20 protein-coding genes and 1 other RNA gene are annotated in these 23718 nt (G+C 50.1%); 3 read left to right on the top strand and 18 right to left on the bottom strand.

Annotation, left to right across the window (positions count from 1 at the left end):
* Positions 1 to 317 precede the first annotated feature (317 nt).
* The 11 genes from B2739_RS14780 to ffs form a co-directional block, all read right to left on the bottom strand.
* Positions 318 to 785, bottom strand: coding sequence for a Dps family protein (locus tag B2739_RS14780; protein WP_331346613.1), 468 nt, complete (start codon positions 783 to 785; stop codon positions 318 to 320).
* A 135-nt stretch (positions 786 to 920) separates the two neighbouring features.
* Positions 921 to 1382: a GNAT family N-acetyltransferase gene (locus B2739_RS14775; RefSeq protein ID WP_331346612.1), complete on the bottom strand. Its 462-nt coding sequence runs from the start codon at positions 1380 to 1382 to the stop codon at positions 921 to 923.
* Positions 1383 to 1404: 22 nt separating this feature from the next.
* A complete protein-coding gene (locus tag B2739_RS14770) occupies positions 1405 to 3360 on the bottom strand; it encodes a vWA domain-containing protein (protein ID WP_331346611.1) in 1956 nt (651 codons plus the stop codon).
* Positions 3361 to 3574: 214 nt separating this feature from the next.
* On the bottom strand, positions 3575 to 4063 hold the full coding sequence (locus B2739_RS14765; protein ID WP_331346610.1) for a hypothetical protein: 489 nt from the start codon (positions 4061 to 4063) through the stop codon (positions 3575 to 3577).
* Positions 4064 to 4120: 57 nt separating this feature from the next.
* Positions 4121 to 4564: a YcgN family cysteine cluster protein gene (locus B2739_RS14760; RefSeq protein ID WP_331346609.1), complete on the bottom strand. Its 444-nt coding sequence runs from the start codon at positions 4562 to 4564 to the stop codon at positions 4121 to 4123.
* A gap of 45 nt (positions 4565 to 4609) precedes the next feature.
* Positions 4610 to 4906, bottom strand: a complete 297-nt coding sequence (locus B2739_RS14755; RefSeq protein ID WP_331346608.1) for a YcgL domain-containing protein — start codon at positions 4904 to 4906, stop codon at positions 4610 to 4612.
* A 92-nt stretch (positions 4907 to 4998) separates the two neighbouring features.
* The gene (rnd, locus tag B2739_RS14750; protein WP_331346607.1) at positions 4999 to 6150 is read right to left on the bottom strand and encodes a ribonuclease D; all 1152 of its coding nucleotides are present in this window, start codon (positions 6148 to 6150) and stop codon (positions 4999 to 5001) included.
* A 5-nt stretch (positions 6151 to 6155) separates the two neighbouring features.
* Positions 6156 to 6749, bottom strand: a complete 594-nt coding sequence (gene recR / locus B2739_RS14745) for a recombination mediator RecR (RefSeq protein ID WP_331346606.1) — start codon at positions 6747 to 6749, stop codon at positions 6156 to 6158.
* 60 nt (positions 6750 to 6809) lie between these two features.
* Positions 6810 to 7130, bottom strand: a complete 321-nt coding sequence (locus B2739_RS14740) for a YbaB/EbfC family nucleoid-associated protein (protein ID WP_331346605.1) — start codon at positions 7128 to 7130, stop codon at positions 6810 to 6812.
* Between the two features lie 37 nt (positions 7131 to 7167).
* Positions 7168 to 9153, bottom strand: a complete 1986-nt coding sequence (gene dnaX / locus B2739_RS14735) for a DNA polymerase III subunit gamma/tau (RefSeq protein ID WP_331346604.1) — start codon at positions 9151 to 9153, stop codon at positions 7168 to 7170.
* A 197-nt stretch (positions 9154 to 9350) separates the two neighbouring features.
* Positions 9351 to 9446: signal recognition particle sRNA small type (gene ffs, locus B2739_RS14730), an RNA gene on the bottom strand.
* A gap of 370 nt (positions 9447 to 9816) precedes the next feature.
* Between ffs and tpx the strand changes: the two genes are divergently transcribed.
* Entirely contained in the window at positions 9817 to 10314 is a 498-nt protein-coding gene (gene tpx / locus B2739_RS14725; RefSeq protein WP_331346603.1) for a thiol peroxidase, read from the top strand.
* 20 nt (positions 10315 to 10334) lie between these two features.
* Here tpx and B2739_RS14720 read toward each other — a convergent pair whose 3' ends face one another.
* The gene (locus B2739_RS14720) at positions 10335 to 10457 is read right to left on the bottom strand and encodes a hypothetical protein (protein ID WP_331346602.1); all 123 of its coding nucleotides are present in this window, start codon (positions 10455 to 10457) and stop codon (positions 10335 to 10337) included.
* A gap of 119 nt (positions 10458 to 10576) precedes the next feature.
* On the opposite strand from B2739_RS14720, the gene B2739_RS14715 reads away from it, so the two are divergent.
* Positions 10577 to 12064 (top strand): PAS domain-containing sensor histidine kinase, encoded by a 1488-nt coding sequence (locus B2739_RS14715; RefSeq protein WP_331346601.1) that lies wholly within the window; start codon positions 10577 to 10579, stop codon positions 12062 to 12064.
* A complete protein-coding gene (locus B2739_RS14710) occupies positions 12057 to 12488 on the top strand; it encodes a response regulator (protein WP_331346600.1) in 432 nt (143 codons plus the stop codon). Before B2739_RS14715 ends, B2739_RS14710 begins: the two co-directional genes overlap by 8 nt.
* Here B2739_RS14710 and B2739_RS14705 read toward each other — a convergent pair.
* The 6 genes from B2739_RS14705 to B2739_RS14680 all read right to left on the bottom strand — a co-directional run bounded on the left by B2739_RS14705 (position 12485) and on the right by B2739_RS14680 (position 23541).
* Positions 12485 to 13402, bottom strand: a complete 918-nt coding sequence (locus B2739_RS14705) for a LysR family transcriptional regulator (protein ID WP_331346599.1) — start codon at positions 13400 to 13402, stop codon at positions 12485 to 12487. The two genes, B2739_RS14710 and B2739_RS14705, sit on opposite strands and share 4 nt — an antisense overlap.
* Positions 13403 to 13669: 267 nt before the next feature.
* Entirely contained in the window at positions 13670 to 15757 is a 2088-nt protein-coding gene (locus B2739_RS14700; protein ID WP_331346598.1) for a TonB-dependent receptor, read from the bottom strand.
* Positions 15758 to 15762: 5 nt separating this feature from the next.
* Positions 15763 to 17769 (bottom strand): TonB-dependent receptor, encoded by a 2007-nt coding sequence (locus B2739_RS14695; protein ID WP_331346597.1) that lies wholly within the window; start codon positions 17767 to 17769, stop codon positions 15763 to 15765.
* A 1-nt stretch (position 17770) separates the two neighbouring features.
* Positions 17771 to 20221 carry an EAL domain-containing protein gene (locus B2739_RS14690; RefSeq protein ID WP_331346596.1) on the bottom strand — a complete coding sequence of 817 codons (2451 nt, stop codon included), beginning with the start codon at positions 20219 to 20221 and terminating at the stop codon, positions 17771 to 17773.
* Positions 20218 to 22953, bottom strand: a complete 2736-nt coding sequence (locus tag B2739_RS14685) for a response regulator (RefSeq protein WP_331346595.1) — start codon at positions 22951 to 22953, stop codon at positions 20218 to 20220. The genes B2739_RS14690 and B2739_RS14685 overlap by 4 nt, the downstream gene beginning before the upstream one ends.
* Positions 22954 to 23541: a YfiR family protein gene (locus B2739_RS14680; protein WP_331346594.1), complete on the bottom strand. Its 588-nt coding sequence runs from the start codon at positions 23539 to 23541 to the stop codon at positions 22954 to 22956. It abuts the gene before it with no gap.
* Positions 23542 to 23718 lie beyond the last annotated feature (177 nt).

The following is a 23718-nucleotide window of genomic DNA, read 5'->3' as shown; positions in this document are numbered from 1 at the left end:
AGATCCCGGCGCATAATTACAAGTTTGCAAGACCATCCGCGTCCGAATAACCCAACCCCTTCAAACATGGGAAGTTCAGATAAGCTCTTTTTATCCGTATATCTAATAAAATCATTTACTTTCAATGACTTAAACTAATAGATGAAGGTTACTTTCACCTTAAAAACCTCACTTGATGCGCTCGTCTCATCTTTTTTTATTCGCGTTCTAGGAAAAATTTTCAACTTGTACGTGCAATTTTTGCCCATAAAAATCCCAATAAAAAAGGGAGCACACGGGTGCTCCCTTTTTACTACCTAGGCAAGATCAGCCCATGCTTATTCCAGCAGGCTGCGTAACATCCAGGCAGTTTTCTCGTGTAATTGGATACGCTGGGTCAGCAGGTCTGCTGTCGCTTCGTCACTGGCGGCTTCAACTGATGGATAGAGCGAGCGCGCAGTGCGGACTACTGCTTCCTGCCCTTCCACTAACAAACGGATCATATCTTTTGCCACAGGAATGCCCTCTTCCTCTTTGATACTGCTCAAGGCCGCATATTGCTTGTAAGTACCCGGTGCCGGGAATCCCAGAGAACGGATACGCTCGGCAATTAAATCCACAGCCAGCGCCAGCTCGTTGTATTGGGTTTCAAACATTAAGTGCAAGGTCTGGAACATAGGCCCGGTGACATTCCAGTGAAAGTTATGGGTTTTCAAATAGAGGGTGTAGGTGTCCGCCAACAAGCGGGACAACCCCTGGGCAATTTCTTCACGGTGCGCCTGGGAAATTCCAATATCAATATTCATAGTGTCTCCTTAGTCAACGATATAAATAAAACAAAGCCAATGAACTAACAGATTGATTTTTAATGTATTAGTTCAAAAAAGTATTACTTGAAAAGACTATAGTCAGGCATTCACCTGCGTGCCATTAGCTTTTGCCTATGGGTTAGATAAAGACATTTCCCGATACCCCATAAGCAGCCAATCCCGACCACGCGAACGGTATGTCTGGAATTTACGGACAATTTCATCAGGACAATCGGCAGGCTCATGGATGAAACCCAAATCCTCGTAAAACACGCTCAGGTGTGGCAACGCAAAACAGTAACATCCTTGCGGAGCTATATCCTGCAGCATTGAACGCATTAATCCTGTTGCCAGTCCCTGACCTCGCCAGACATCCTTCACTAACAAATTGCGCAGCCAGTAATGTCCGGACTGCTGCGGTACAAGGCGCGCCGCCGCAACAAAGCCTTCACCTTGATGGGTCTGGGTGTAAACGCGCTCATTGGCAGCACATTTCACTTTGTAACCCTGGGAGCGATAGAAGCGATCCACCAGAGCAAAATGCTCTGGTAGTTGGATTTCAAAAACACACGGGGAAATACTAGCGGGTGACACGAAAAAATTACCTTGCGCTGGATCAGGTTTTGTCTTTGGGCTCTTCCATATTATCCAACGGGAACAGGTTATCGGCCATAAGGTCGTCGGGCATGCTCATTTCCGACGATTCCATCGGAATCATTTGGTTATCGTCGGCAACATCTATCGGCATAACCGCAGCGGCAGTGCCAGCGGCCGGATTGGTTGCCAGAGTTTGTTCAATTTCTGCCAGCTCATCTTTACTGCCCTTGCCTGCAATCAAGCGATAAGCGAAATATCCCAATACCAGCACCAATAAATTACCGACGCCCAGCGCCACATATATCCAAAGATTACTTGACGTGTCTTCCTCTTGCGCAGCCTCTGCTTCAACAACTGGCTCACTGGCTACCGACGATGCAGCAGAGCTTTGTGTTTGGATGCCTAATGCAGTTGCTTCATCAGGATAATAAAACTGGTCGGCCTTGATGGTTTCGGTGAGTGGGCTGCCATCTATTTGCAGCCCCTCGACTTTAAGCGTTATGTCATAACGCGCCGGTTGCAGTGGCGCAAATGAAAACTCCCAGCGAGAGTTTCCAATGGTATTGAGCTGCCGCTCCAAATTATTGCCTTTGGAGTCAGTGATGACGGCAATGACCTTGGTATTTGCCACATCCACTATTTCAAGATCAGCCCCCAAACGATAGATCCAGGTTTTTTTACCGTCTTTTTCTTCCTGGGTTTTTTCCAGAACAAATGCTGAATCTGTGATATTGAGATGGTGGATGTATTCGCGTTTGAAGGTTTTGCCGTCAACCAAGACAGAAATATCGTACTCACCCTGCTCCTCAAAGCCGGCCAGTTCATGTTTGAAAATGCCATCATCGGGAGCGGGAAGGGTCAAATCAACTTCGCGTGTTTCAACCGAACCACGACTACTCACCAAAGCTTTTGCTGTTAACAACCCAAGAAAATCTTTATTGGTGATGGTGCTGCCATTTTCCTGAAATGAGTAAACCAATTCCAATACCTGCCCGGAGCGAAGATTGCTTTTGGGCGGTTGCATCACCAATTGCAAGTTACTGACCACAGTAATACGGCTTCCGGGAGCCATTTCAGTTTTGACTTTCCACTGGCCAGCCAAGGGTTGCTGAACCGTAATCAGGTCGTATTTGTCGGTGCGATACCAATTGACGTTATTTTTAGGGTCAGTAGTGCTGTACTCCTTACCATCTGGCGCAATAATGACCGTAGCTGGCACTTCAGCGCGTCGAAAAATCAATGCCGTAAATTCTTTGATGCTGGCATCCACCAGAAAACCATTTTCATCCAAAGGCACACGTTCAGCGGGTACGGCTTGATCAAAAATGCGCAGGAAGGTACTCATTAATTCATCGGCAGTATCGGCCACTTCAAAAATGCCGTCAGTGGCAATCGATAACTTTTTCATCAACTCCTGATCCGCATCGCTGGATAACGCAATGGTATGAATGCGGTAATCAGCTTCTTTTAAGCGCGGCAGCAATTCAGTAAGAATACGTTTGCGCTCATTGAGATTCACTACAGCTTCCTGACTGATATCCACTACACCGTCAGTCAGTAAAATGATATTGCGGCGATAATCCGCAGAAGGAGTTTCATAATCTTCTGTCGCTTTTTCCAAGGCAGTACCAATATTGGTAAACATGGCGACAGAGTTGATGCTTGCTGATTTTTGCGCACCCAGATTACGCCAGGATTGGTCAACAACCTGATGAGGAACCAACATATTGACCGACTGGCCGAATGTCCATAAGCCTGCTTTGCTGTTGTCAGGCATCAAGCGCGCAATCAAATCCACGGCGGGTTTACGTAAATTCTCTGGATCTGTTTTTTTCATGCTGCCAGAGATATCAATAATGACCCTGACATCTGCTGGCAGTGGTTTTGCCAGTTCGTTTGCCATGGTCGCCAAAGCAATGGACGACAAACAACCAACAATAAAAAATTGAATAACCAGACGGTTTAACTGTCGCATGGAGGTTCCCATAAAAACATTGCTGCGCAGGGGCATTAGCAATTTATAGTGGCCAATATTGCTCTTAGTTATAGCAGGAAACAGTCAATTCGCCATTTTGGGTACTGCCGAATCCCAAATGGCGCAGGTAAACCTCAATAAAACAGTGCGCTAGAAAACACAAAAGCCAGCAAAAAGCTGGCTTTTGTGAGAAACATAGTATGTTGGATTTTAGTCAGCGAATCGCACGGATTGGTTCTTCATGCAACAGCTCATCACGTGCAATTCGCTCCTCGCGCGTTAATTTGCGATTGGCGTAATAAGCGCTTTCTGCATACTCATCATCCCTACCGGATTGACGATACCCCGCAGAAGATTCATGCCGTACAGCAGGGCGTGCATTTGCACGCGTCAATAGTTGATAAAGCAGGGACAACACCAAGGCGCCCGCCCACAACCCCAGCATTAACTTGATAACAGGCTTGATTGCAACAAAGCCGCCCTCAAAATACCCAAATACCAGCGTGTAAATCGCGGGCGCCATCGTCATGGTTTCCGGATCAATCGCGTAAGGCGTAAACAGAAGAACCATTACGGTGATAACAATAAAATGTGTCCAGGCTCGGCCGGCACGACGGAATAACAACCAGGCTGCCAGACTGCAACCTACCGCACCAATAAGGTACATCATCCACGCGTATTGATAGTCGGTCATATTTTCCATTAATCAGTCTCCTCCAGCGGATACTCTTAAAACGGGTAATGCCCTTAAGCACTGCCCTTAATTAACCCAACGAATGACATAATCTTCCAGGTCATCCTGATTGACTGTGTTTTCATGCACAACACGTCCACGTACCGATATACCTGCTGTATGCACAGATTCAGGATCACCTGATACCAGAGGATGCCAATCAAACAGCGGAATTCCCTCAGCCACTAATCGATAGGCGCAGGTTTCAGGCAACCAATAGGTATCGCCAACACTTTCCGGCGTCAACACGGCACAGGCTTCTACCAAACGCTGGCGATCAGTGTATTCCTGACAGCGGCAAGTGTCATGATCCAGATAGCGGCAAGCCACTTTGGTGTAGTAGACATCGCCCGAATCTTCATCTTCCAATTTATGCAAGCAACACTTGCCGCAGCCATCGCAAAGAGATTCAAATTCCTCTGCCGACATCTGTGCGAGCGTTTTTTCTAACCAAAAAACCCGTACTGCCATAAAAAGTGCCGTTGCTTGATCGATTAAATGGTTGGCCTGCCAGAATCAACGGCCAGATAATTTTGAGTTAAGTGCACGCACGCGCTCTGCATCCGGATCGCGATCGCCGCGCGGGGGCATCTGCAAATAAAATCCTTTCTCTTCCAAATTTTCAGCCACTTTTTCTACACTGGCATAGGCGAGTTTTTTGCCTGGAGTCAACAGCAACACCATCGCTTGCTGGGGTTTGCCGAACATTTTTAATAATTCGTCCGGCACCTTGCTCAACCCCTCTTCTTTCTTCACGTAGAGGTACATACCCTCTTCTTTTGGGCTGCGATAAATTTCACAAATAATTTTCATATTGAATATCTTTCTATTGAGTCGCTACATTCAAGCAAGTGCATCTAAACAAGTGCATCTAAATAAGTACTTCCACGCAGTTACGCACACCACTAAACAGCTTCGCTCTTGTCAGCTTGAGCTTGTGCAATACGCAACAACTGCTCACCAATTAATACAAAACGCCACCCCAATAAACGTGCAGGCAATTGATATTCACCTGTTTTCATTCCCGAGCGCACAATAAATTCATAATCTTTTTTGCGGATCAAAATTTCAGCCGGTAAATTTGCCTGTTCAGCAAACTCTCGCACCCAGCTTTTTAACGATTTCATCAGCGGGCCTTCGCTCTGTGCAAGCGGAGGGTCGAGCCGTGCAGGCCAAGCTGACTCATCCAACAGAAGCGCATCACTCACAATATGCAGTATCGTTTCCGCATCATTTTTTAATGTGCGCGAGGGAATATCGGCCACTTTGGCAAGCTGTGAAATATCCTGAATTTTCTTACGTGCAATTTCCCACAGGGCCGATTCCTTAATCAACCGATTGCGCGGAATGTTGCGCGCACGCGCTTCAACTTCCCGCCAAATACACAAACGTTGCAAGATCGCCAACTCTTGTTGGCGCAGTTTCCACGCGAAGCCGACTTTTTGATAAGCATCATTGTAATCATCTGGCTTGCGTGCATTCCCGACTACATCGGCGCAATCACTTTTAACCCACTCCAAACGCTCATTGGATTTGAGTAATTGCAATAATTTTCCGTAGACAATCAACATGTGCGCAACATCCAGCGCCGCATATTTTAACTGTGACGCACTAAGCGGTCGCTGCACCCAATCTGAACGCGTCTCGTCTTTTGGAATATCAATTTCCAGCAACTGTTTGACGAGCGATGAGTAACCCAAGCTAAATCCCAAACCCGCGAATGCCGCGGCAATTTGGGAATCAAATATCGGTGCAGGCACCAAGCCCAACCAACGCTGAAATACTTCAAGATCTTCAGAACAGGAGTGCAATACTTTCGTTACAGCATCATCCAACATTAATTCGCGCAGTGGTTCCAGATTCCGGATAGCCAAAGGGTCAATCAGATAACAGCCTTTTCCATCGCCAATTTGCAACAACCCGGCAATCGGATAAAACGTTTCACTGCGCATAAATTCTGTATCAACAGCAATCGCCGCTTGTGCACGCCAGCGATTACAAAGTTCTTGCAATTGATCATCCTGATCAATCCAAATCGGTTCACTAGGAATTAACATCGGGGTTATAAACTTCTACGAGAGGAAAATGCGTGAGCAAGCGTGCCGCCATCAATGAACTCCAACTCGCCACCGAGTGGGACACCGTGGGCAATACGTGAAACAGTGACATTCAGATTTTTAGCACGCTCGCTGATGTAATAAGCAGTGGCTTCACCTTCCACGGTAGGGTTGGTTGCCAAAATCACTTCAGTGATGGACTCTTGTTGCAGCAGTGTAATTAATTGATCCACACCAATATCTTCAGGGCCTATTCCATCGATAGGCGACAAATGGCCGAGCAACACAAAATATTTACCTTGATACGTACCCGCTTGTTCAATTGCCAATACATCACCCGGTGTTTCCACGACGCACAACAAACTGTTATCGCGGCGAGTATTAGCGCAGATACCACAAAGCGCTTGCTCGGTTAACGTGCGGCAGCGTTGACAGCGCCCGACACCTTCAACAGCGCGATGCAAGCTCTGCGCAAGCCGCTCAGCTCCAGTGCGGTCACGCTCCAACAAATGCAGTGCCATACGCTGCGCTGATTTTGGTCCAACACCGGGCAGGCAACGCAAGGATGCCATGAGTTCATCGATAAGCGGGCTAAACATGTATGTGCACTTTACTGAATATGAATTGGCTAATTGTTTTTAATACGAAGGCTCATCGTCTTAAAATGGCATTTTAAAACCCGGCGGAATTCCCATACCGGCAGTCATTTTCGCCATTTGCTCGCGGCTTTGGCTTTCTACTTTGCGCACTGCATCATTCACCGCTGCAGCCAATAAATCTTCCAACATCTCTTTATCTTCGCTCATCAAACTTGCGTCGATATGAACACGTTTTACATCGTGACGACCATTCATCACCACACTGACCAAGCCAGCGCCCGCTTCACCCTTCACTTCTGCTTTTGCCAAATCTTCCTGCATTTTTTGCATGTTGGCTTGCATCTGTTGCGCTTGTTTCATTAAATCGCCGAGACCATTCATAACGTTTCTCCTACTTCACAATAACTGACGTGCATCGTTAAATTGGCTGGATACTTTCTTCGTTTAGCGTCGCACCAAATTGTGCGATTAATTGCTGTACTACAGGATCATTTTTAATTGACTTGATGGCATCATCCAAGCGCTCTGCGCGTAAACGTATCGCCATTTGCGCGGGAGTTTCCGCTGTCACTTTACCAATCTGAATACGTACTTTGACTTGCTCGACAAAATAATCGACCAATAAATCTTGCAGGCGCTTTTCATGACTTATATCGAAAAGCGTGCTGTTGGTTTCATCCAGTACAAAGAAAAATTCATTACCCTGCCGACCTGTCATCTGACAGTTCGCGACTGTACTTTGCAAAATACCAGTCACGCCCAAACCCACATAAATATCTGTCCAGTCAGCCGGTGTAGCCTGCTCATAAGGCACCTTGCGTATAGTTTTGGCAGCAGGCGGTAGCTCAGGCGCAGCAACAACCGGCGGCAGCGCCGCCTCAGGCTTTTTTGGCTGGCTTACCTCTTGTGTTACAGCCGCAGATTCAGTGGCAGGAACATCATAGTACGCAGGTGCCTGGGCATATTCAGCGTATTCGTCATCGGGAACGCTGTCGTAAGCCGTATCCATTACCGGTGGCTCTTCTGCGGGAGGCCTATGGGATGCAGGACTGGTAGCAATCTGGGCGGGAGTTTCCACGACCGGTACAGGAGCAACAACTGGAGCCGTTACTGGAGCATTAACGACAGGAGCCTGATTAATGACAGGAGTCTGATTAATGACAGGCGCCTGACTAACTCCTTGAGCTTGGCTAACGCTTTGAACCTGATTAACAACTGGGGTTTGGTTAACGCCCGAAATTTGATTAGCGACGGGAGGAGCTTGTACGACTTTAGGCTGTTGTCCCTGCGGCAAAGTCTGTGTAGGCACATCGGTTACGCCTTGCGGCTTGAATGCCAACATCCGCAATAGCACCATTTCAAAGCCGGCGCGGGCATCGGGTGCCAAGGGTAAATCGCGACGACCTAGCAAGGCGGTTTGATAAAACAATTGCACATCTTCCGATGGCAATTGTTGGGCAAGCTGCATAATCCGCTCGCGGTCGCCATGGCTATTATCTACCGCTTCGGGCAACGCTTGCGCAATCGCGATGCGATGCAACACAGCCAGCATTTCGGCCAAAGCATTCGCGTAATCAGGCGCTTGCTCGGACATTCTCTCTACGGCAGCTAATACCGCACGGCCATCAAGCGATGCCAATGCATTAACAATGTCGTACACCGCTGTTTGGTCGATCGTACCCAGCATGGTACTGACTTCAACTTCGGTAATTTTGCCCGAACCGTATGCGATTGCTTGATCGGTCAGGCTCATTGCATCGCGCATACTGCCATCCGCAGCGCGCCCTAAATGCCACAACGCCGCCTCTTCAAACGGAACCAATTCTTCGCCCAACACGAATTTCAGGTGCTGGACAATACGTTCAGGATTCATGTTTTTAAGATTGAATTGCAAACAGCGCGACAAAATAGTCATCGGCAATTTTTGCGGATCGGTTGTCGCGAGCAGAAATTTGACGTGTGGTGGTGGCTCTTCCAGAGTTTTCAGCAGTGCGTTGAAACTGCTGTTGGAGAGCATGTGCACTTCGTCGATCAGGTAAACCTTATAACGGCCGCGGGTCGGTGCGTATTGGACATTTTCCAGTAGCTCGCGGGTATCTTCTACTTTGGTACGTGAAGCCGCGTCCACTTCAATCAGATCAACAAAACGGCCTTCGGCAATTTCGCGGCAACTGCTGCATTGGCCACAAGGCTCAGAGCTGACGCCGGTCTCACAGTTCAGGCACTTGGCGAGGATCCGAGCGATAGTCGTTTTACCCACACCACGGGTGCCGGTAAACAAATAAGCATGATGCAAACGATTGTGATCAAGCGCATTGATCAACGCCTGCAGGACATGCTCCTGCCCTACCATTTCACGGAAAATACGAGGACGCCATTTACGCGCCAGGACTTGATAACTCATGCCGATTGCTGCTCTCGATTCCAAAGTGGCTTTATTTGAGCTGTATTTGATAAAGGGCGATCAATACAGGCAAAAAATCAGGCGGCGATTATAGCGACCAATGCCAAAAATAGACACCAAAGGAGCCCAGCGACTAAAGAAGAAACCCATACTGGGTGCGTGAGAAAAAGGGAGTTTTGCAGAGGGTTGGGTGGCGACCTAACCAGCCACACCCCGGCACATAACTTACTGCTACCGTTGCTCCCTTCCGGGCCTGGCGGGGTTCACAGATCATTATTGCGAGGGGACCGGCTAGATCACCATTGCAGCTCGCTTCAGCTTTGCCTGTGTTTCAGGCCGACCGATGCAAGAGGCGCGCATTATCATCACTTTACCTTACCAATGCAAGGCGGAATTTATCCGCTTATCTATCGCCACCACAACCGCACCCCACAACAGCCAAGCCAACTGACTGGCAGCCAAACATCCGTCAAAACCCATCGACCGCACGGCCACAACCAATTGTCTTTTCACTGTACAAATGCGGTAAAAATTGAACAAATCACTATTACAGAAAGATTTTTTCCCGATGGCACTCATTGCAATTCCCTTTTTCGCCACCATCAACTAGGCTTCACTGAGTATTTTTACGCACAAATCACACACAAGGTCAGGAGTATTTTTATGGCAACGGTGACTCTCAAAGGAAACCCATTCAACACTAACGGTAACTTGCCTGCTGTTGGCAGCAAGGCTCCCGCGTTCAAACTGGTCAAGACAGATTTATCAGAAGTTTCTTCTGCCGATTTGGTTGGCAAGCGTGTTGTTCTCAACATCTTCCCCAGTGTTGACACTCCAACTTGTGCACAATCTGTCCGCACGTTTAACGCTCAAGCCAGCGCTTTGGATAACACCGTCGTCGTATGCGCTTCACAAGACTTACCTTTCGCACTTGCACGTTTCTGTGGTGCAGAAGGTCTGGACAAGGTTATTCCTGCATCTGCATTCCGCGCCAACTTTGCCAGCGACTACGGCGTAAAACTGGTTGACGGCCCACTGACCGGATTGACTGCAAGAGCTGTTGTTGTGTTGGATACAGAAGGCAAAGTATTGCACACCGAGCTGGTCAGTGAAGTTGCCCACGAACCGAATTATGATGCTGCGTTAAAAGCATTGTCTTAAGATCGGGCGCTCCGCCATCCCTAAAACGCCAGCATTTTCGCTGGCGTTTTTTTATTGGTTTCCTCATCATCCGCAACAACACAAAAACAGCAAATAATTATTCTTTTTATTGCTAAACACTCTGAAAAAATACTCTTTTTCATTACCCCTACCAACGCCCGGGAATGCACCTATACTAAAAACCAGATAGATCAGTTTGGTCCGCACTGATTGCACACAATTGTGGCCGTATGAGGATGTTTACCAGAGGGAGAGTTACCAGATGCCACCACAGGATAGCCACCAGAGCCGTCATCAACATAACTATCAGGATAGCCAGCCCGGCTACATTCCGGAGCTGCTGGATGCAGTACCTGCGGGGATTATTGTCACACATCAGGATGGACGCATCAGCTATCTGAATGCGGAAGCGGAGCGCCTGTTCGGATATTCACGCAACGAACTATTAGGCCAATCGGTTGACACATTGCTACCCGATCGATTCAGCGGCAACCACGCTACATTGCGGCAAAGTTACATCGACCAACCATCGACGCGTTATATGGGTGCAGGGCGTGATCTGTACGGCAAACGCAAAGACAACAGTGAATTTCCATTGGAAATTGGTTTGCGCTCCCTGATTGCCGACAACGAACAGTTTATTGTTGCCACTATAGTTAACATCACTCGCCGCAAACAATTGGAGGAGCGATTAGCCAAGGTGATTGAGGCATCACCTTATGGCCAATTACTCGTCGATGAGCAAGGCATTATCCAACTGATCAACCCAAGCTTGCTCACTCTTTTTGGGTACACCAAAGAGGAACTGCTGGGTAAATCCATGGATATTTTATTGCCCGAACGCTACCGTGCTGGCCATGAAAAACTGCGCGCAGGCTACGTACAAAAACCCAGCTTACGCGCAATGGGGCTGGGGCGGGATCTTACTGGCCGCCACAAAAGCGGAACCGAAATTCCCATCGAAATTGGTTTAAGCCCGGTAGAAAGTGATGCAGGAAACCTGACACTTGCCGTTGTCACCGATATCACCGAGCGCAAACGACTGGAGCTTAATCTGAAACAAGCCAATGCTCATTTGGAAGAATTTACTTACGTTGCCTCTCATGATTTGAAATCGCCACTGCGTGGCATTAGTGATTTGGTTGAATGGATTAATGAAGATTTAGGCGAGCAAGTACCTGAAGCCGTCAGCAAAAATATTGAACGCATCCGTCTTCGTATCGGGCGTATGGAGCGGTTGATTGAGGATTTATTACTGTATGCCCGCGCCGGAAAAAAAGCCAAGGAATCCAGCGCGATTAATGTGAGTGAATTGATTGCGGAAATTATTGAGCTGCATCCGGTTCCCGCGCATTTCAACATACAGCAGGACATTCACATCGGCGAAATTTATGCTGCCAAAATTCCCCTGGAGACTGTACTGCGCAATTTATTTTCTAACGCACTTAAACATCACACCGGGGTTGATCCCTGTATTACTATCAGTGCAGAAGCCAGCGGCAGTTACTGTTTATTTAAAGTGAGCGATAACGGCCCCGGCATTCCCGTTACCGCGCAAGAACGCGTATTTCGTTTGTTCCAAACATTGGGCAACAATTCTTCCAACGGTAGCGGAATTGGCCTTGCATTGGCCAAGCGTTTAACTGAAAGCCACGGCGGACAAATTGAGCTTATCAGCAACACTGACCGTAAAGGCTGTAGTTTCCATGTATGGTGGCCACGTTTTGCGAGGAAAGATATCGATGAATAACCCTACTAAAGTCAACATCCTGATTGTCGACGACGATGATGTCGCCGCAGAATCTGTCGTGCGCAGTTTGCGTAAACATGCAATGGATTTTCCCATCACTCTGGCGCGCGATGGTATTGAAGCGTTGGAGATATTACGAGAACACCATAGTGAACTCACTATAGAAAAACCTTACATTGTTTTGCTGGATCTTAATATGCCGCGCATGGACGGCTTTGAATTTTTACAAGAAGTTCGACAGGATGAAGTACTGCAAGATTCTATTATTTTTGTGCTAACCACGTCAGATGCCGACTCTGATAAATCCCGCGCTTATCGCGAAAATATTGCAGGCTACATGGTTAAGTCTGCAGTCGGGCCGCAGTTTTCAAAATTAGCTTCATTGCTTGAAAACTATCGCACCACCATTACATTTCCACTTTAACCAATCTGGATGACACCCTGTAAATGCTTTAAACAATGCGCTTTGGCCAACTGCAAAAAATCTTGCACGAATGGAGATAATAAATGTTCTTCACGCACTGCCGCATAAAGGGTCGGCCATATTCCTTCTGCGCCGGCAGAACGCACACTGATAAGCCCTTGCTGCACATATTCCGCCAGCACCCAATTCGGCAACGCGCATACACCGCGCCCACTGGCGACCAATTGCACCATCATTAATGTGAGTTCCGATGTCCGCACAGCTTTAGGCTCGCACTGCGCTGGTTCTAAAAACTGTTTAAATATATCCAAGCGATTACGCGCAACCGGATATGTAATCAGTGTTTGTTCAACCAAATCGTGCGGCTGTAAAAAAGACCGCTCGATCAATGCATGATTATTGGCGATCGCAATTTGCATTTCGTAGCCAAATAGCGGCACATACTCCACACCTTTAATCGGTAACGGATCCGACGTAATCACCAAATCGATATCGCCTTGCGCCAAGGCAGGTAGTGGTTCAAACGTAAATCCGCCGGAAAAGTCCAACTCAACTCCCGGCCATTGGTTGCGATAAATATCGATGGTCGGCATCAACCAGTTGAAACAACTGTGGCACTCAATCGCCATGTACAAACGCCCCGCTTCACCGTGCACGAGTTTTTTTACATCGCGCTCCGCTTCACTGACTTTGGCAATTACCTCATCAGCCAACTGCAAAATTCGCTTACCCGCTTCACTAAACCGCAACGGGCGGCTCTTGCGGATAAACAGCTCGCACTCCAGACGTGATTCCAATTCCTTTAGCTGATGTGAAAGTGCCGATTGGGTCAGGAACAAACGCTCGGCAGCCTCCACCAAACTGCCGGTTTCACGCAGGGCGATAAGGGTTTTCAGGTGACGGATTTCGATCATGGTTGTTTCCGGGGGTAATGAATCTCCAACAACAAATCCCCCCCGGCTGCGCTGCGCCCTTTTTGCAAACAGGGTTATGACTCCCTCCATTTGGAAGAGAGAAAGATGGTGAGGGATTCGCCTTTATTATTAGTATTATTCACGCTAAACCTAAAAATCACCAGTTTTATTCATGTTTTCTGCAAGCCCGCCTCTGCCCCCTCACAGGATTCAGATGACCAGTGATTCGTGAAGAACTCTTGCGGGAGTGACCATGTTCGCAGCAGATCAAAACCTCCACTCAATCCCCGCATTCAATTCCCGCCCGCGATTAGGAATGCCTTGCGGTTTGCCCAAACTTTGGGAAGGGGTGGAATAATCGCTGTTGGTGAGATTTTTTACTGTCAGCGTCAGGTTGTATCCCCGTTTCATTTCATAGCGCCAGCGGGAGTTCAGTACCCAAAAATCATCGAGTGTATTCCAGGTGCTGTCAGTAATAGGGTTGTTGCGCTGGTCTTGATAAAAACCCATCAGATTCCAGTTCCAGCGCTCGGCCGCATAATTCAATTCTACCGAGGCTAATTGCTCTGCCTCACGCGCGGCGGAATCGGGCAAATCCATCCGGGTGTAAGTGGTGCGCAATGACCAGTGCGAGGAAATCTCCTGTAGCCATTCCAACTCAATGCCCTGGCTCTGCTCCCTGTCGCCATTGCCATAGGTACGGCCAGTGGTAGTAAAAACCGTTTCAATTGGTTTTTCGTAACGGTTTTGGAAAAGACCGATACTCAGGCTGGTGGCTTGCCAGTTGCCCATCAAAATAAGATCCCAGGTTTTGACAATTTCATGGGTCAGGTCTGGATTGCCAAGCAACACGGGGTTATTCATCAAACCGGTTTCGGTCAATGTGGGTGCCCGGAAGGCTTCGCCGTATAACAACTTGAGGCTGTAGGTATCATTCAGCTGTTCAACCAAACCCAAACGCGGGCTGAAACGGCCAGTGATATCGGGATATTCATCGTAACGCCCACCCAGCGTAAGCCGCGTAGTGGCGCGCAGGTTGCGCAGATACTGGGCGTAAATCCCGATATTGTCTTGTGAGCTTTCATTGCCCAAAGGAAAGGTTTTGCCCTGGTCGCCATAATAGGTAATTGGAAAGCGCCGTTGGATAAGCTGCTCCAAATCAAAATTACCGACCGCACTTGCATCGGTTTCTTCGTTGCGCGCCAGTTGCACACCCCATTGGGCACTGGCATCGGCATTGATCGCCCAATCATTACTGAAGGTGATATGCCAGCTCTCGCCAGCAAGGCGTGCATCGCCTTTAAAGGGTTCAGCACTGCTGGGGTTGCTCACTGCCGCAAGTTGGCCGGGGCCGGCCAGGAATAAATTGAAATCGTAAATAAACTGTTGGTAACTCAGGGCAAGCGTTGAACGGGTGTTAGCCAGCCATTCAAAGTCCTGATCCAGCGCCAGATGCCAAAGCGTGCGGTCATTGGCGTTGTAGTTGTTGCCGGTGTTATCTGACTGATAAAAATCGGCGGTTTTGGTGCGCGAGTAAGACAAGGCAACGCGGGTCTTTTCGCGCGCAAGCGCCAGGTTTGCCGCGAACTGTTGGCGCGGATCACTTGTGGCAATGGGTTTGAGGTTAAAACTATCCTGCAAGACAAAATCATCACCATGGTCTTTGTAAGCCTGAATGAAACCATCCACTGCCCAGCTATTTAATGTTCCCGACCAGAGGCTTTCCAATTGCCTGCGCTGCTGTGAACCATAGGCCAGTGCGATGGATTTTTGCTGCTTGCGGGTGACGATATTGATCACACCATTGAAGGCAGAACTACCGTAAATGGCTGAACCGGGGCCACGGATAACTTCAAGGCGCTCAACCTGTGCCAGGGGATACAGAGGCACTGTAATATCCGGACTGCCTGCGCGCGGATCATTGACCACATGGCCATCGATCAACAACAACACTTCCAGCGATTGCTGGCTGCTGCGCCGCCCACGGGCGCTATAGGTATAAGCCACACCAGAGCTGGAGTTGCGATCAAATTGGAAACCCGGCACCAGGCTGAGTAACTCGTAAAGGTAATCCACCCCCAAACGGCTAATTTGATCATGGGTAAATACCGACACCGAGGCAGGTACAGTTTTGAGTGATTCTTCGGTCAGGGTTGAGCCAGTAACTGGCACCTCAAGAAGCTGTTCAAGGCTCAGGTCGAGGTAAGTCAGATCTTCACTGGCGCGGCTGCTGTTGGCCAGAATGCACGTAAAAATCCACGCACTGGTAGCGGCAACGTAGTTTATAGATGATCGATAACGTGACTTTTTAGTCGGCATAATGCCTCCTTCCTGTACCTGAACGGGGTCGCGCATGTTGGTCACCAACGCCAGTCAATGCCCATTCCCCACTCCCGGCCGCGATTGGGAATCCCCCCAATAATTCCCGCACCCTGCGGTGGACTTGCGTATGCTTCATCCATAAGGTTTTTGATTGTGAGTTTGATCCGTGTGCCTTTGGTCAATTCATAACTCAACTGGCTATTGGCCAACCAATAGGAACCCATCTGCTCGCGCTCATTGGCTGTTCGAAGGTACTCCCGCTCCCCTTGATAATTGAACGATACGTTCAAATTCCATGCGCCCTTATGGTAGTTAAGTATATATGCAGCTAGCCGATCTGTTTCAGCGAAGGCGGAATCGGGCAGGTCGGAAAAACGGGTGAGGCTCAGGCGCATTAACCAGTTTTCGCCCAGCTGTTGCTTGATATCCAAAGAGACACCCCTACTCTGCTGATCATTACTGTTGATGTAAGAACGCGCGCCTATCTCGTCCAACCCGGAGATGATCGGTGCCTCATAGCGATTGTAAAAACCGGCCAGATTGAGGCTGGTGTTTTGCCACATCCCCACCCACACCAGATTCCAGGTTTTGACCAATTCATGGTCTAGATCCGGATTGCCGCGAATAAACGGGTTATTAGTCAGATGGGTTTCCGCAAATGACGGCGCGCGAAACGCCTCGCCGTAAAGCAATTTGATACTGTGTTGTTCGTTCAACTGATGTACCAGCCCCAAGCGCGGACTGGGGTGATCGCCAATGTTTTCATAATGGTCATAGCGCACCCCCAAGGTCAGGCGGGTATCAAACCCCAGCTCTTGCAACCATTGGGCGTAAGCGCTGGCGGTATCGCGGCGGGTGGCAGTCTCTACCACGGTGAAATTATCGAAATTACCGTAATACGCCACCGGAAACTGGCGATTGACGATCTGCGCCAAATTGAAATTGGTATAGGCCTTGGCATCCACTTCTTTGGCGCGCAGCCATTCAAGGCCAAATTGCACACTGCCCTCATCGCTCAGCGACACATCGTTAGCCAAGGCAAGCTTATGCGCCTCCGCAAAAAAATTGACTTTGGTGAGCACCGGATCATCGCTGGCCGGTTGGCTGACCGATGTCAAAGCACCCGCAGGTGACAGCAGCGCATGTAAATCCTGATCATCACTTTGATAGTGATAACTTAATTTGGTCTGCCAGTTGGCACGCGGGTTAAAGCCCTGCTCCAGCATGAAATGACGATACTGGGGCTGGAAATGATTAAAGTCGTTGAACACTTTTTCGAGCACATAAAAATCGTCCGCTCTCAGGCGGAACCAGGTAAGTTGAGCGCGGGTTTGGCGATAGGCAAGCCCTACATCCACCCCCAATTCCTGCCGTGGGTCACGGGTATCAAGGCCACTGGCCAAGCGATATTCCTGCCCCTGATCTTCATAGGCATGGGCAAACAGATTGAACTGCCAATCGCCCTGCGCATGGTTAACATGCAGATCCGCTTTGCGCCGTTGGTCGCTGCCCGCCATCACGCTGACCGCGTTACCGCTGCGGCGGCTCACAATGTTGATCACGCCAGTAAATGCACCTGAACCGTAAATGGCGGAACCCGGCCCTTGAATGATTTCCACCCGCTCGATATTGGCCAGTGGAAATAATGCAAAAGCACTGTCGGCACCGCTGGAACGGGGGTCAACGAACAACCGGCCATCCACCACCAATGCCACTTCGCGTGCGCGGCTACCGGTGCGCCGCCCTGCCGCGCTGAAGGTGTAATTCAATGGGTTATCCGCAACACGGTTAACCTGAAAGCCGGGCACCAAGCGCATCAACTCAAACAAATAATCCAGCCCCAAGGTATCCAGCTGCTCGCGGGTAAATACCGTTACAACGGAAGGCACGGTTTTGAGCGATTCATCGCGCAAGGTCACGCCGGTGATATTGACTTGCAGCAGCTGCTCAAGATCCATCGACAAATAGTCATCGGCCGCGGCAACTCCCGCGATGCTGGATAGCAAGCACAGGCTCAATGCGCGCAATCGAACCCGCCCGGTCATTTCAAACACCATTCCATTTGGCTACCCAGTCTTCAAACTGGGCAGCAGGTAAGGGTTTGGAGAAGTGATAGCCCTGCATTAACCGGCAGCCTTGTTGTTCCAGCAGTGCCAATTCTTCAGCCGTCTCCACGCCCTCGGCGATCGTTTTCATACCCAGTGAATCGGCAAGGCGGATAATGGAACTGACAATCGCAAGCGAGGCGCTGTCGCTACCCATATCGCGCACAAAAGACTGGTCGATCTTGAGGATATTGGCTGGCAAACGGCGCAAGTAATTCAGACAGGAGAAACCGGTGCCGAAGTCATCGATCGCAATGCGATACCCCAGGTCGCGAAATGCCTGAAGCACCTGGATGGATACTTCCATATCGCTCATCAACATGGACTCAGTCAGTTCCAACTCCAATGAGCTGGGCGCTGCGCCAGCCGCCGCTAACAAGCTTTGTACTTCCGATAGAAAACCGGCTTGATGGAATTGCAGCGCCGAGATATTCACGCTCACCACCAGATCAGCAACACCCGAATTTTTCCAATGCGTGACCTGCCGCGCTGCCTCTGCAATCACCCAAGCGCCGAGCGGAATGATCAGGCCGATTTCTTCTGCCAGTGGAATAAAGTGATTGGGCGGCACCAGACCGCGCTCCGGATGCCGCCAACGGATCAAGGCTTCTGCGCCGTATAAATGCAGGTTAGCGGATTGATCGCCCGATAGCTGTATCTGAGGTTGATAGTGCAGCTCAAACTGCCCCAGTGCCAATGCCTGTCGCAGGTCATGCTCCAGCTTCAAGCGGTCAAGCGTGCGCGCATTCAACACCGGTGTATAAAACTGGTAATTGTTGCGGCCTTTTTCTTTAGCAAGGTACATAGCCGCATCGGCATTTTTAATCAGCGTGTTAGGGTCTTCACCGTCTTCCGGATAGACCGCAATCCCGATACTCGGGCTCAGGTGCAAAGGCATGTCTTCCAGGGTATAGGGCTTTAACAACTCCTCGCGAACTTTTATCGCCACTTCAACCAGGCTGCGTTCATCGCGCACACGCGGCAAGAGCACTACAAATTCATCGCCTCCCAAACGCGCGACGGTATCGTCGGTGCGCACGGCCTCGCTTAAACGCGCAGCTGTCTGGCACAAAATATTGTCGCCTGCGGTATGGCCCAGTGAATCATTAATATTTTTAAACCGGTCGAGATCGATAAATAAAATCCCGACTTTTTCGCCGCGCCGCTTGGCAGTATTGATCGCCATTTCCAAACGGTCATTCAACAACGCGCGATTGGGCAGCTCCGTCAGGCTGTCATGATGGGCAAGAAAATCAATGCGCTCGCGGGATTTTTTCCGTTCAGAAATATCGCTGAAAATGGCGATGTAATTTTCCGGTTGACCATCGCTGTTCAAGACCTGGCTAATGGAATACCAGGTCGGAAACTTCTCGCCATTTTTGCGTTGGTTTATCAACTCGCCTTGCCAGTGGCCCTTTTCTTTCAGGATATGCACCAGATTGCGGAAAAAGCTGTGCGAATGCAGTTGGGCCCCGACTTTCGCGGTATCTACGCCCAACACCTCTTGCTCGCTGTAACCCGTAATCCGCTCATAGGTTTTATTGACGAGGATGATATTCAGGTTGGTATCGGTAATCAGGATCGCCTCATTACTGCCTTCAAACACTTTCGCCCATAAGCGCAGCTCTGCCTCTTGTTGTTTGCGCTGGGAAATATCGCGGATCACCATCACCACTTCGTCTTGTTCACGGAGGATGACGCGCGCTTCCCAGGTTCTGGGTTTACGCGCCGCTTGCGACCAATCGAACTCAACCAGCTGCTCACCTTTACCGGCAAATACGCGGCGGATTTGCGGTGCGAGAATACCGTAGACCGGCCCCGGCAAATGGCCTTCACCGGTCACCGGGTCATACACCACCCACTCTTCCATTTCATTCACATAGGTGCCGACCTGCATGTCGATGACGTGGCCGTCGCGGTCGATACGCAAAATAATGTCAGGAATACCCGCAAGCAATGCGCGGGTTTTGCCTTCGCCAATACTGGCTTCTTTGATCGCTTTATTGGCGCGCAAGATAAATTGAATACGGAACGGCAAAGTGCCCCAACTGACCGGTTTGGTGATGAAGTCCATCGCGCCGGATTCAAAGGCGTTGTGGATAGAGCTGATATCGTCCAACCCGGTCACCATCGCGATAGGTAAATCGCGGCCGCGCGGTTGGGATAACAGTTCGCGGCACAGTGAAAAACCATCGCCGTCGGGCAAGAGCACATCGAGCAAAACAATATCGGGGCGAGTCTCTGCAAAACGGGCACGGGCGCTGGCACAGTCGGCAGCTTCCATCACCCGATACCCCGCCCGCTCAAGCGTAATACTGGTAGTCAGGCGCGCGGCTTCATCGTCATCGACGATTAACACCAATGCTGGCACTGCGGATTTACTCTCTTTCAATTACCTTGCTCCTTCCGCTCCAACTCGGCCAGACTTTGCAGCGATAAACTGTAAAGGTGCCGGATGCTTTCCAATTGTTGTACCGCGTTTTCTACACTGCCCTGACGCGCAGCCGCTTCGCAGTCGCGGCAGGCTCCAGCCAAATCCACCAGGCCAAGATTGGCGGCGCTGTTTTTAAAGTTGTGCGCCGTTTTGTACAGCAGGTCGGCATCCTGTGTCGCCACCGCTACCGAGAGCTGCTCCAGTAATGCGGGACTACTGCTGCGGAATAAACCGATAATGCGGAGCAGCAGCCCTTCGCGTAATTCGCGTAGTTGGCGAATGACTTGCTGGTCAATTTCAACGCCTTCAGCGGCCGTGCTCTCGGCGGCTGCACTGGCGGATGCGTTCACTGCGGTGGAAACAGGCGCAACGAGCGGTACGGTAGATGCCGCTATGGCCTCGGCGCGATCCGGCAGCCAGCGCGCCAGAACATCATGTAACTGCGATTGGGCAAAAGGTTTGCTCAGATAATCGCTCATGCCCCGTGCGAGGCAGTTTTCGCGGTCGCCACTGATTGCGTTGGCGGTCAACGCGATAATCGGCAGAGGGTTTATTCCCAGATCAACCTCGCGCCGACGGATCTGGGCAGTGGCTTCAAAACCATCCATTACCGGCATTTGGCAGTCCATCAGTACCAGATCAAAATGCTCCTGCTGCAGCAACTCCACCGCTTCCTGCCCGTTATTGGCCATACTCATAGTCACCCCGATACGCTGGAGCATGGCACTCGCCACTTCCTGATTGACGGGATTGTCTTCGACCAGAAGTACCCGTCCGGACAGGCGGGATTGGGTTGCATCGCTGGCGATGGGATGATCAATCACAAAATGATTGTTTACCTCGCCTGCAATCACCTGGGCAATCAGGTTATGTAGCTCGGACTGGCGAACCGGTTTGAGCAGTAACGGCATACGCGCGGCTATGTCTGGCCGCGCCGCCATACCGGCCGAGCTCAATATAATCACTGGGATAGAGGCAAGACGGGCATCGGCAGCGATCGCTTTCAACAACTGGCCACCGTCCATTTCCGGCATGCACCAATCGGTCAGCATCAGTTCAAACGGTTTACCCTGCTCCACTCCCTGCTGGAGCAGCACCAGCGCCTGTTGCGCAGAGGATGCCAACACCGGCGTCATACCCCATGACCTTAACCAGTAATCCAGAATTTCAAGGTTGGTCGGGTTATCGTCCACCACCAGAGTGTGCAATTGGCCAAAACCTTCTACCAACTGGTAATCGCGCGGGTCACTGACCTGTTGCAAACGCAGGTGGAAATGAAAACGGCTGCCGGTGCCCGGTTGGCTGTCTACCTGAATCTTTCCACCCATCATTTCAATCAAGCGCTGGGAAATCGCCAGCCCCAATCCGGTGCCACCATATTTGCGCGCCATGGAAGAATCGGCCTGGGTGAAAGATTGGAACAAACGCGCCTGCTGCTCGGGCGTAATGCCGATACCGGTATCGCGCACTGAAAACTCCAACAGCACTTGTTTATCCCTGCTCTCTAATAAATCCACCTCGATGATGACTTCACCCTGCTCGGTGAATTTAATCGCGTTGCTCAGCAAGTTGGTAATAACCTGCCCCAAACGGGCAGAATCGCCCACTGCCGATAAGGGTGGCAAAGGCGTTTTACATAACAATTCGAGGGATTTGCCCTGTGCAATCGGGGCGTAGCGCTCGGCAATATCTTCCACCAACAGGTTGAGCTGGAAGGGGCGATACTCCAACTCCAAACGGCCAGCTTCGATTTTGGAAAAATCCAGAATATCGTTGATGATCAACAACAAATCTTCACTGGAGCGACGCGCAACGCGGGCAAAGCGTTTTTGCTTGGCATCCAGCTCGGTGTCCATCAGCAGCCCGGTCATTCCCATGATGCCGTTAAGCGGGGTGCGGATTTCATGGCTCATCACCGCCAGGAATTCACTCTTGGCTTTGCTCGCCGCCTCGGCTTGTTCGCGCGCCGTTTGCAACTCTACCGTGCGGGTCAATACCCGTTGTTCGAGCAGCTCCTGATTAAGGCGCAACTCCGAATCCTGCGCTTCAATACGGTCGAGCATGGCGTTGAAGCGGCGCGTCAGCAGACCCACTTCATCGCGCACTTTTAATTCGGGCGCGCGCTCCTGATAACGTCCTTCAAGCCCCACCTTCTCCGCGACTTCACTGAGTTTGCCCAGAGGGCGCAGCAGCGATGACACCAAAATCAACGTAAGGGATGCACAAATCACCAACGCCGCCAGCGCGATAATCCCCACCCAAACCAGCACTTCGTAAAATTGTACGCGTATAGGCTGCAGGCTGATGTCCAGTTCCAGCTCGCCTAAATATTCCCCCTCCCAGTACACCTTGGCTGGCAGATGGTCATCCAATACCAGGGATTTACCGGGCGCGACATATTCCGCCAAGAGTGTGCCGTCTTTCAGACGCAAACGGGCGCCCAACACCTTGGACTCTACGCGCAATGCAGCCAACGTCTGCCGTGCAGATTCGGCATCAATAAACATACTTGGCGCAGCAAGGTTGAGAGCGGTGACATCGGCCAAGGTCTGCAATTGGCTATTGGCCTGCATTCGCATGTAGTTGTACTGTTGCCACGCGCTGGCGAATACCGTTCCCAGCACTGTGAGGCTGGTCAGAGCCATCACCAGCAAGCTGATCTTGCGCACCATATTCCAATGAATAAACATCTAACCACGCCCCCCCTGACGTTTTTTGGCCAGTCTGAGCAATTGGCTACTGATTTTGACTCCGGCGTGATTGATCGCAGACTCGTTGATTTGGAATTCGATGCGGTTATCGATAGTGCGCATCAAGGCGATGCCAACACGCTCATCGGTAGGACTGGCTTCATCCACTACCAATAACATGCCGGGTTGCAAGATTTGCGGAAGCGGCATAGCCGCACCCACTTCGGTGACGTAAAGCAGCTCACAGTGGCTGAAGGCCTGCGCCAGATCCGGTTCGTTGGTTTGGCTGATGTGATCCATGTAGATCACATGGATACTGCGGTTTTGCTGAACCTTTTTATCGATTGGTGCCAGTGCGCTGCGGGTTTCCCCCTCCGCGCCCAAAACACACAGGGACAATTCACTATCCTGCAATGCAGGCCATTCAATGAATTTGATGAAGTTATAAACAAAAGCGACGCGCAACCCAGCCTCCGATGCCTGGGCAGAAGCGGCCAAGCAATATCCGCCGAGGATTAATAGCAACCCCCAGCGCAGCAGGCTTTGGCCTATCGCCTTCACTTGCCCCACACCCAAAAGAACCTCCATCAGCACGCGCAGACACAAAATGACATTTACCTACAACCCGGCTGGTTGCCCACCGTCAAAAAGGAGCAAACTCTGAAGGAAATCAGTGAATTGAGGTTAGTTCAGGGAACAGTCCTGAGAATAGTCCAGAGAATCAATATTCGCGAAAAACTACGGCTAAAATTCGCTTCAAACAAA

Origin of the sequence: Cellvibrio sp. UBA7661, from assembly GCA_002483365.1 — a bacterium.
Classification (GTDB): Bacteria; Pseudomonadota; Gammaproteobacteria; order Pseudomonadales; family Cellvibrionaceae; genus Cellvibrio.
The sequence above is the reverse complement of the archived record's forward strand: the minus strand, read 5'-3'. Positions and strand labels throughout refer to the sequence as shown.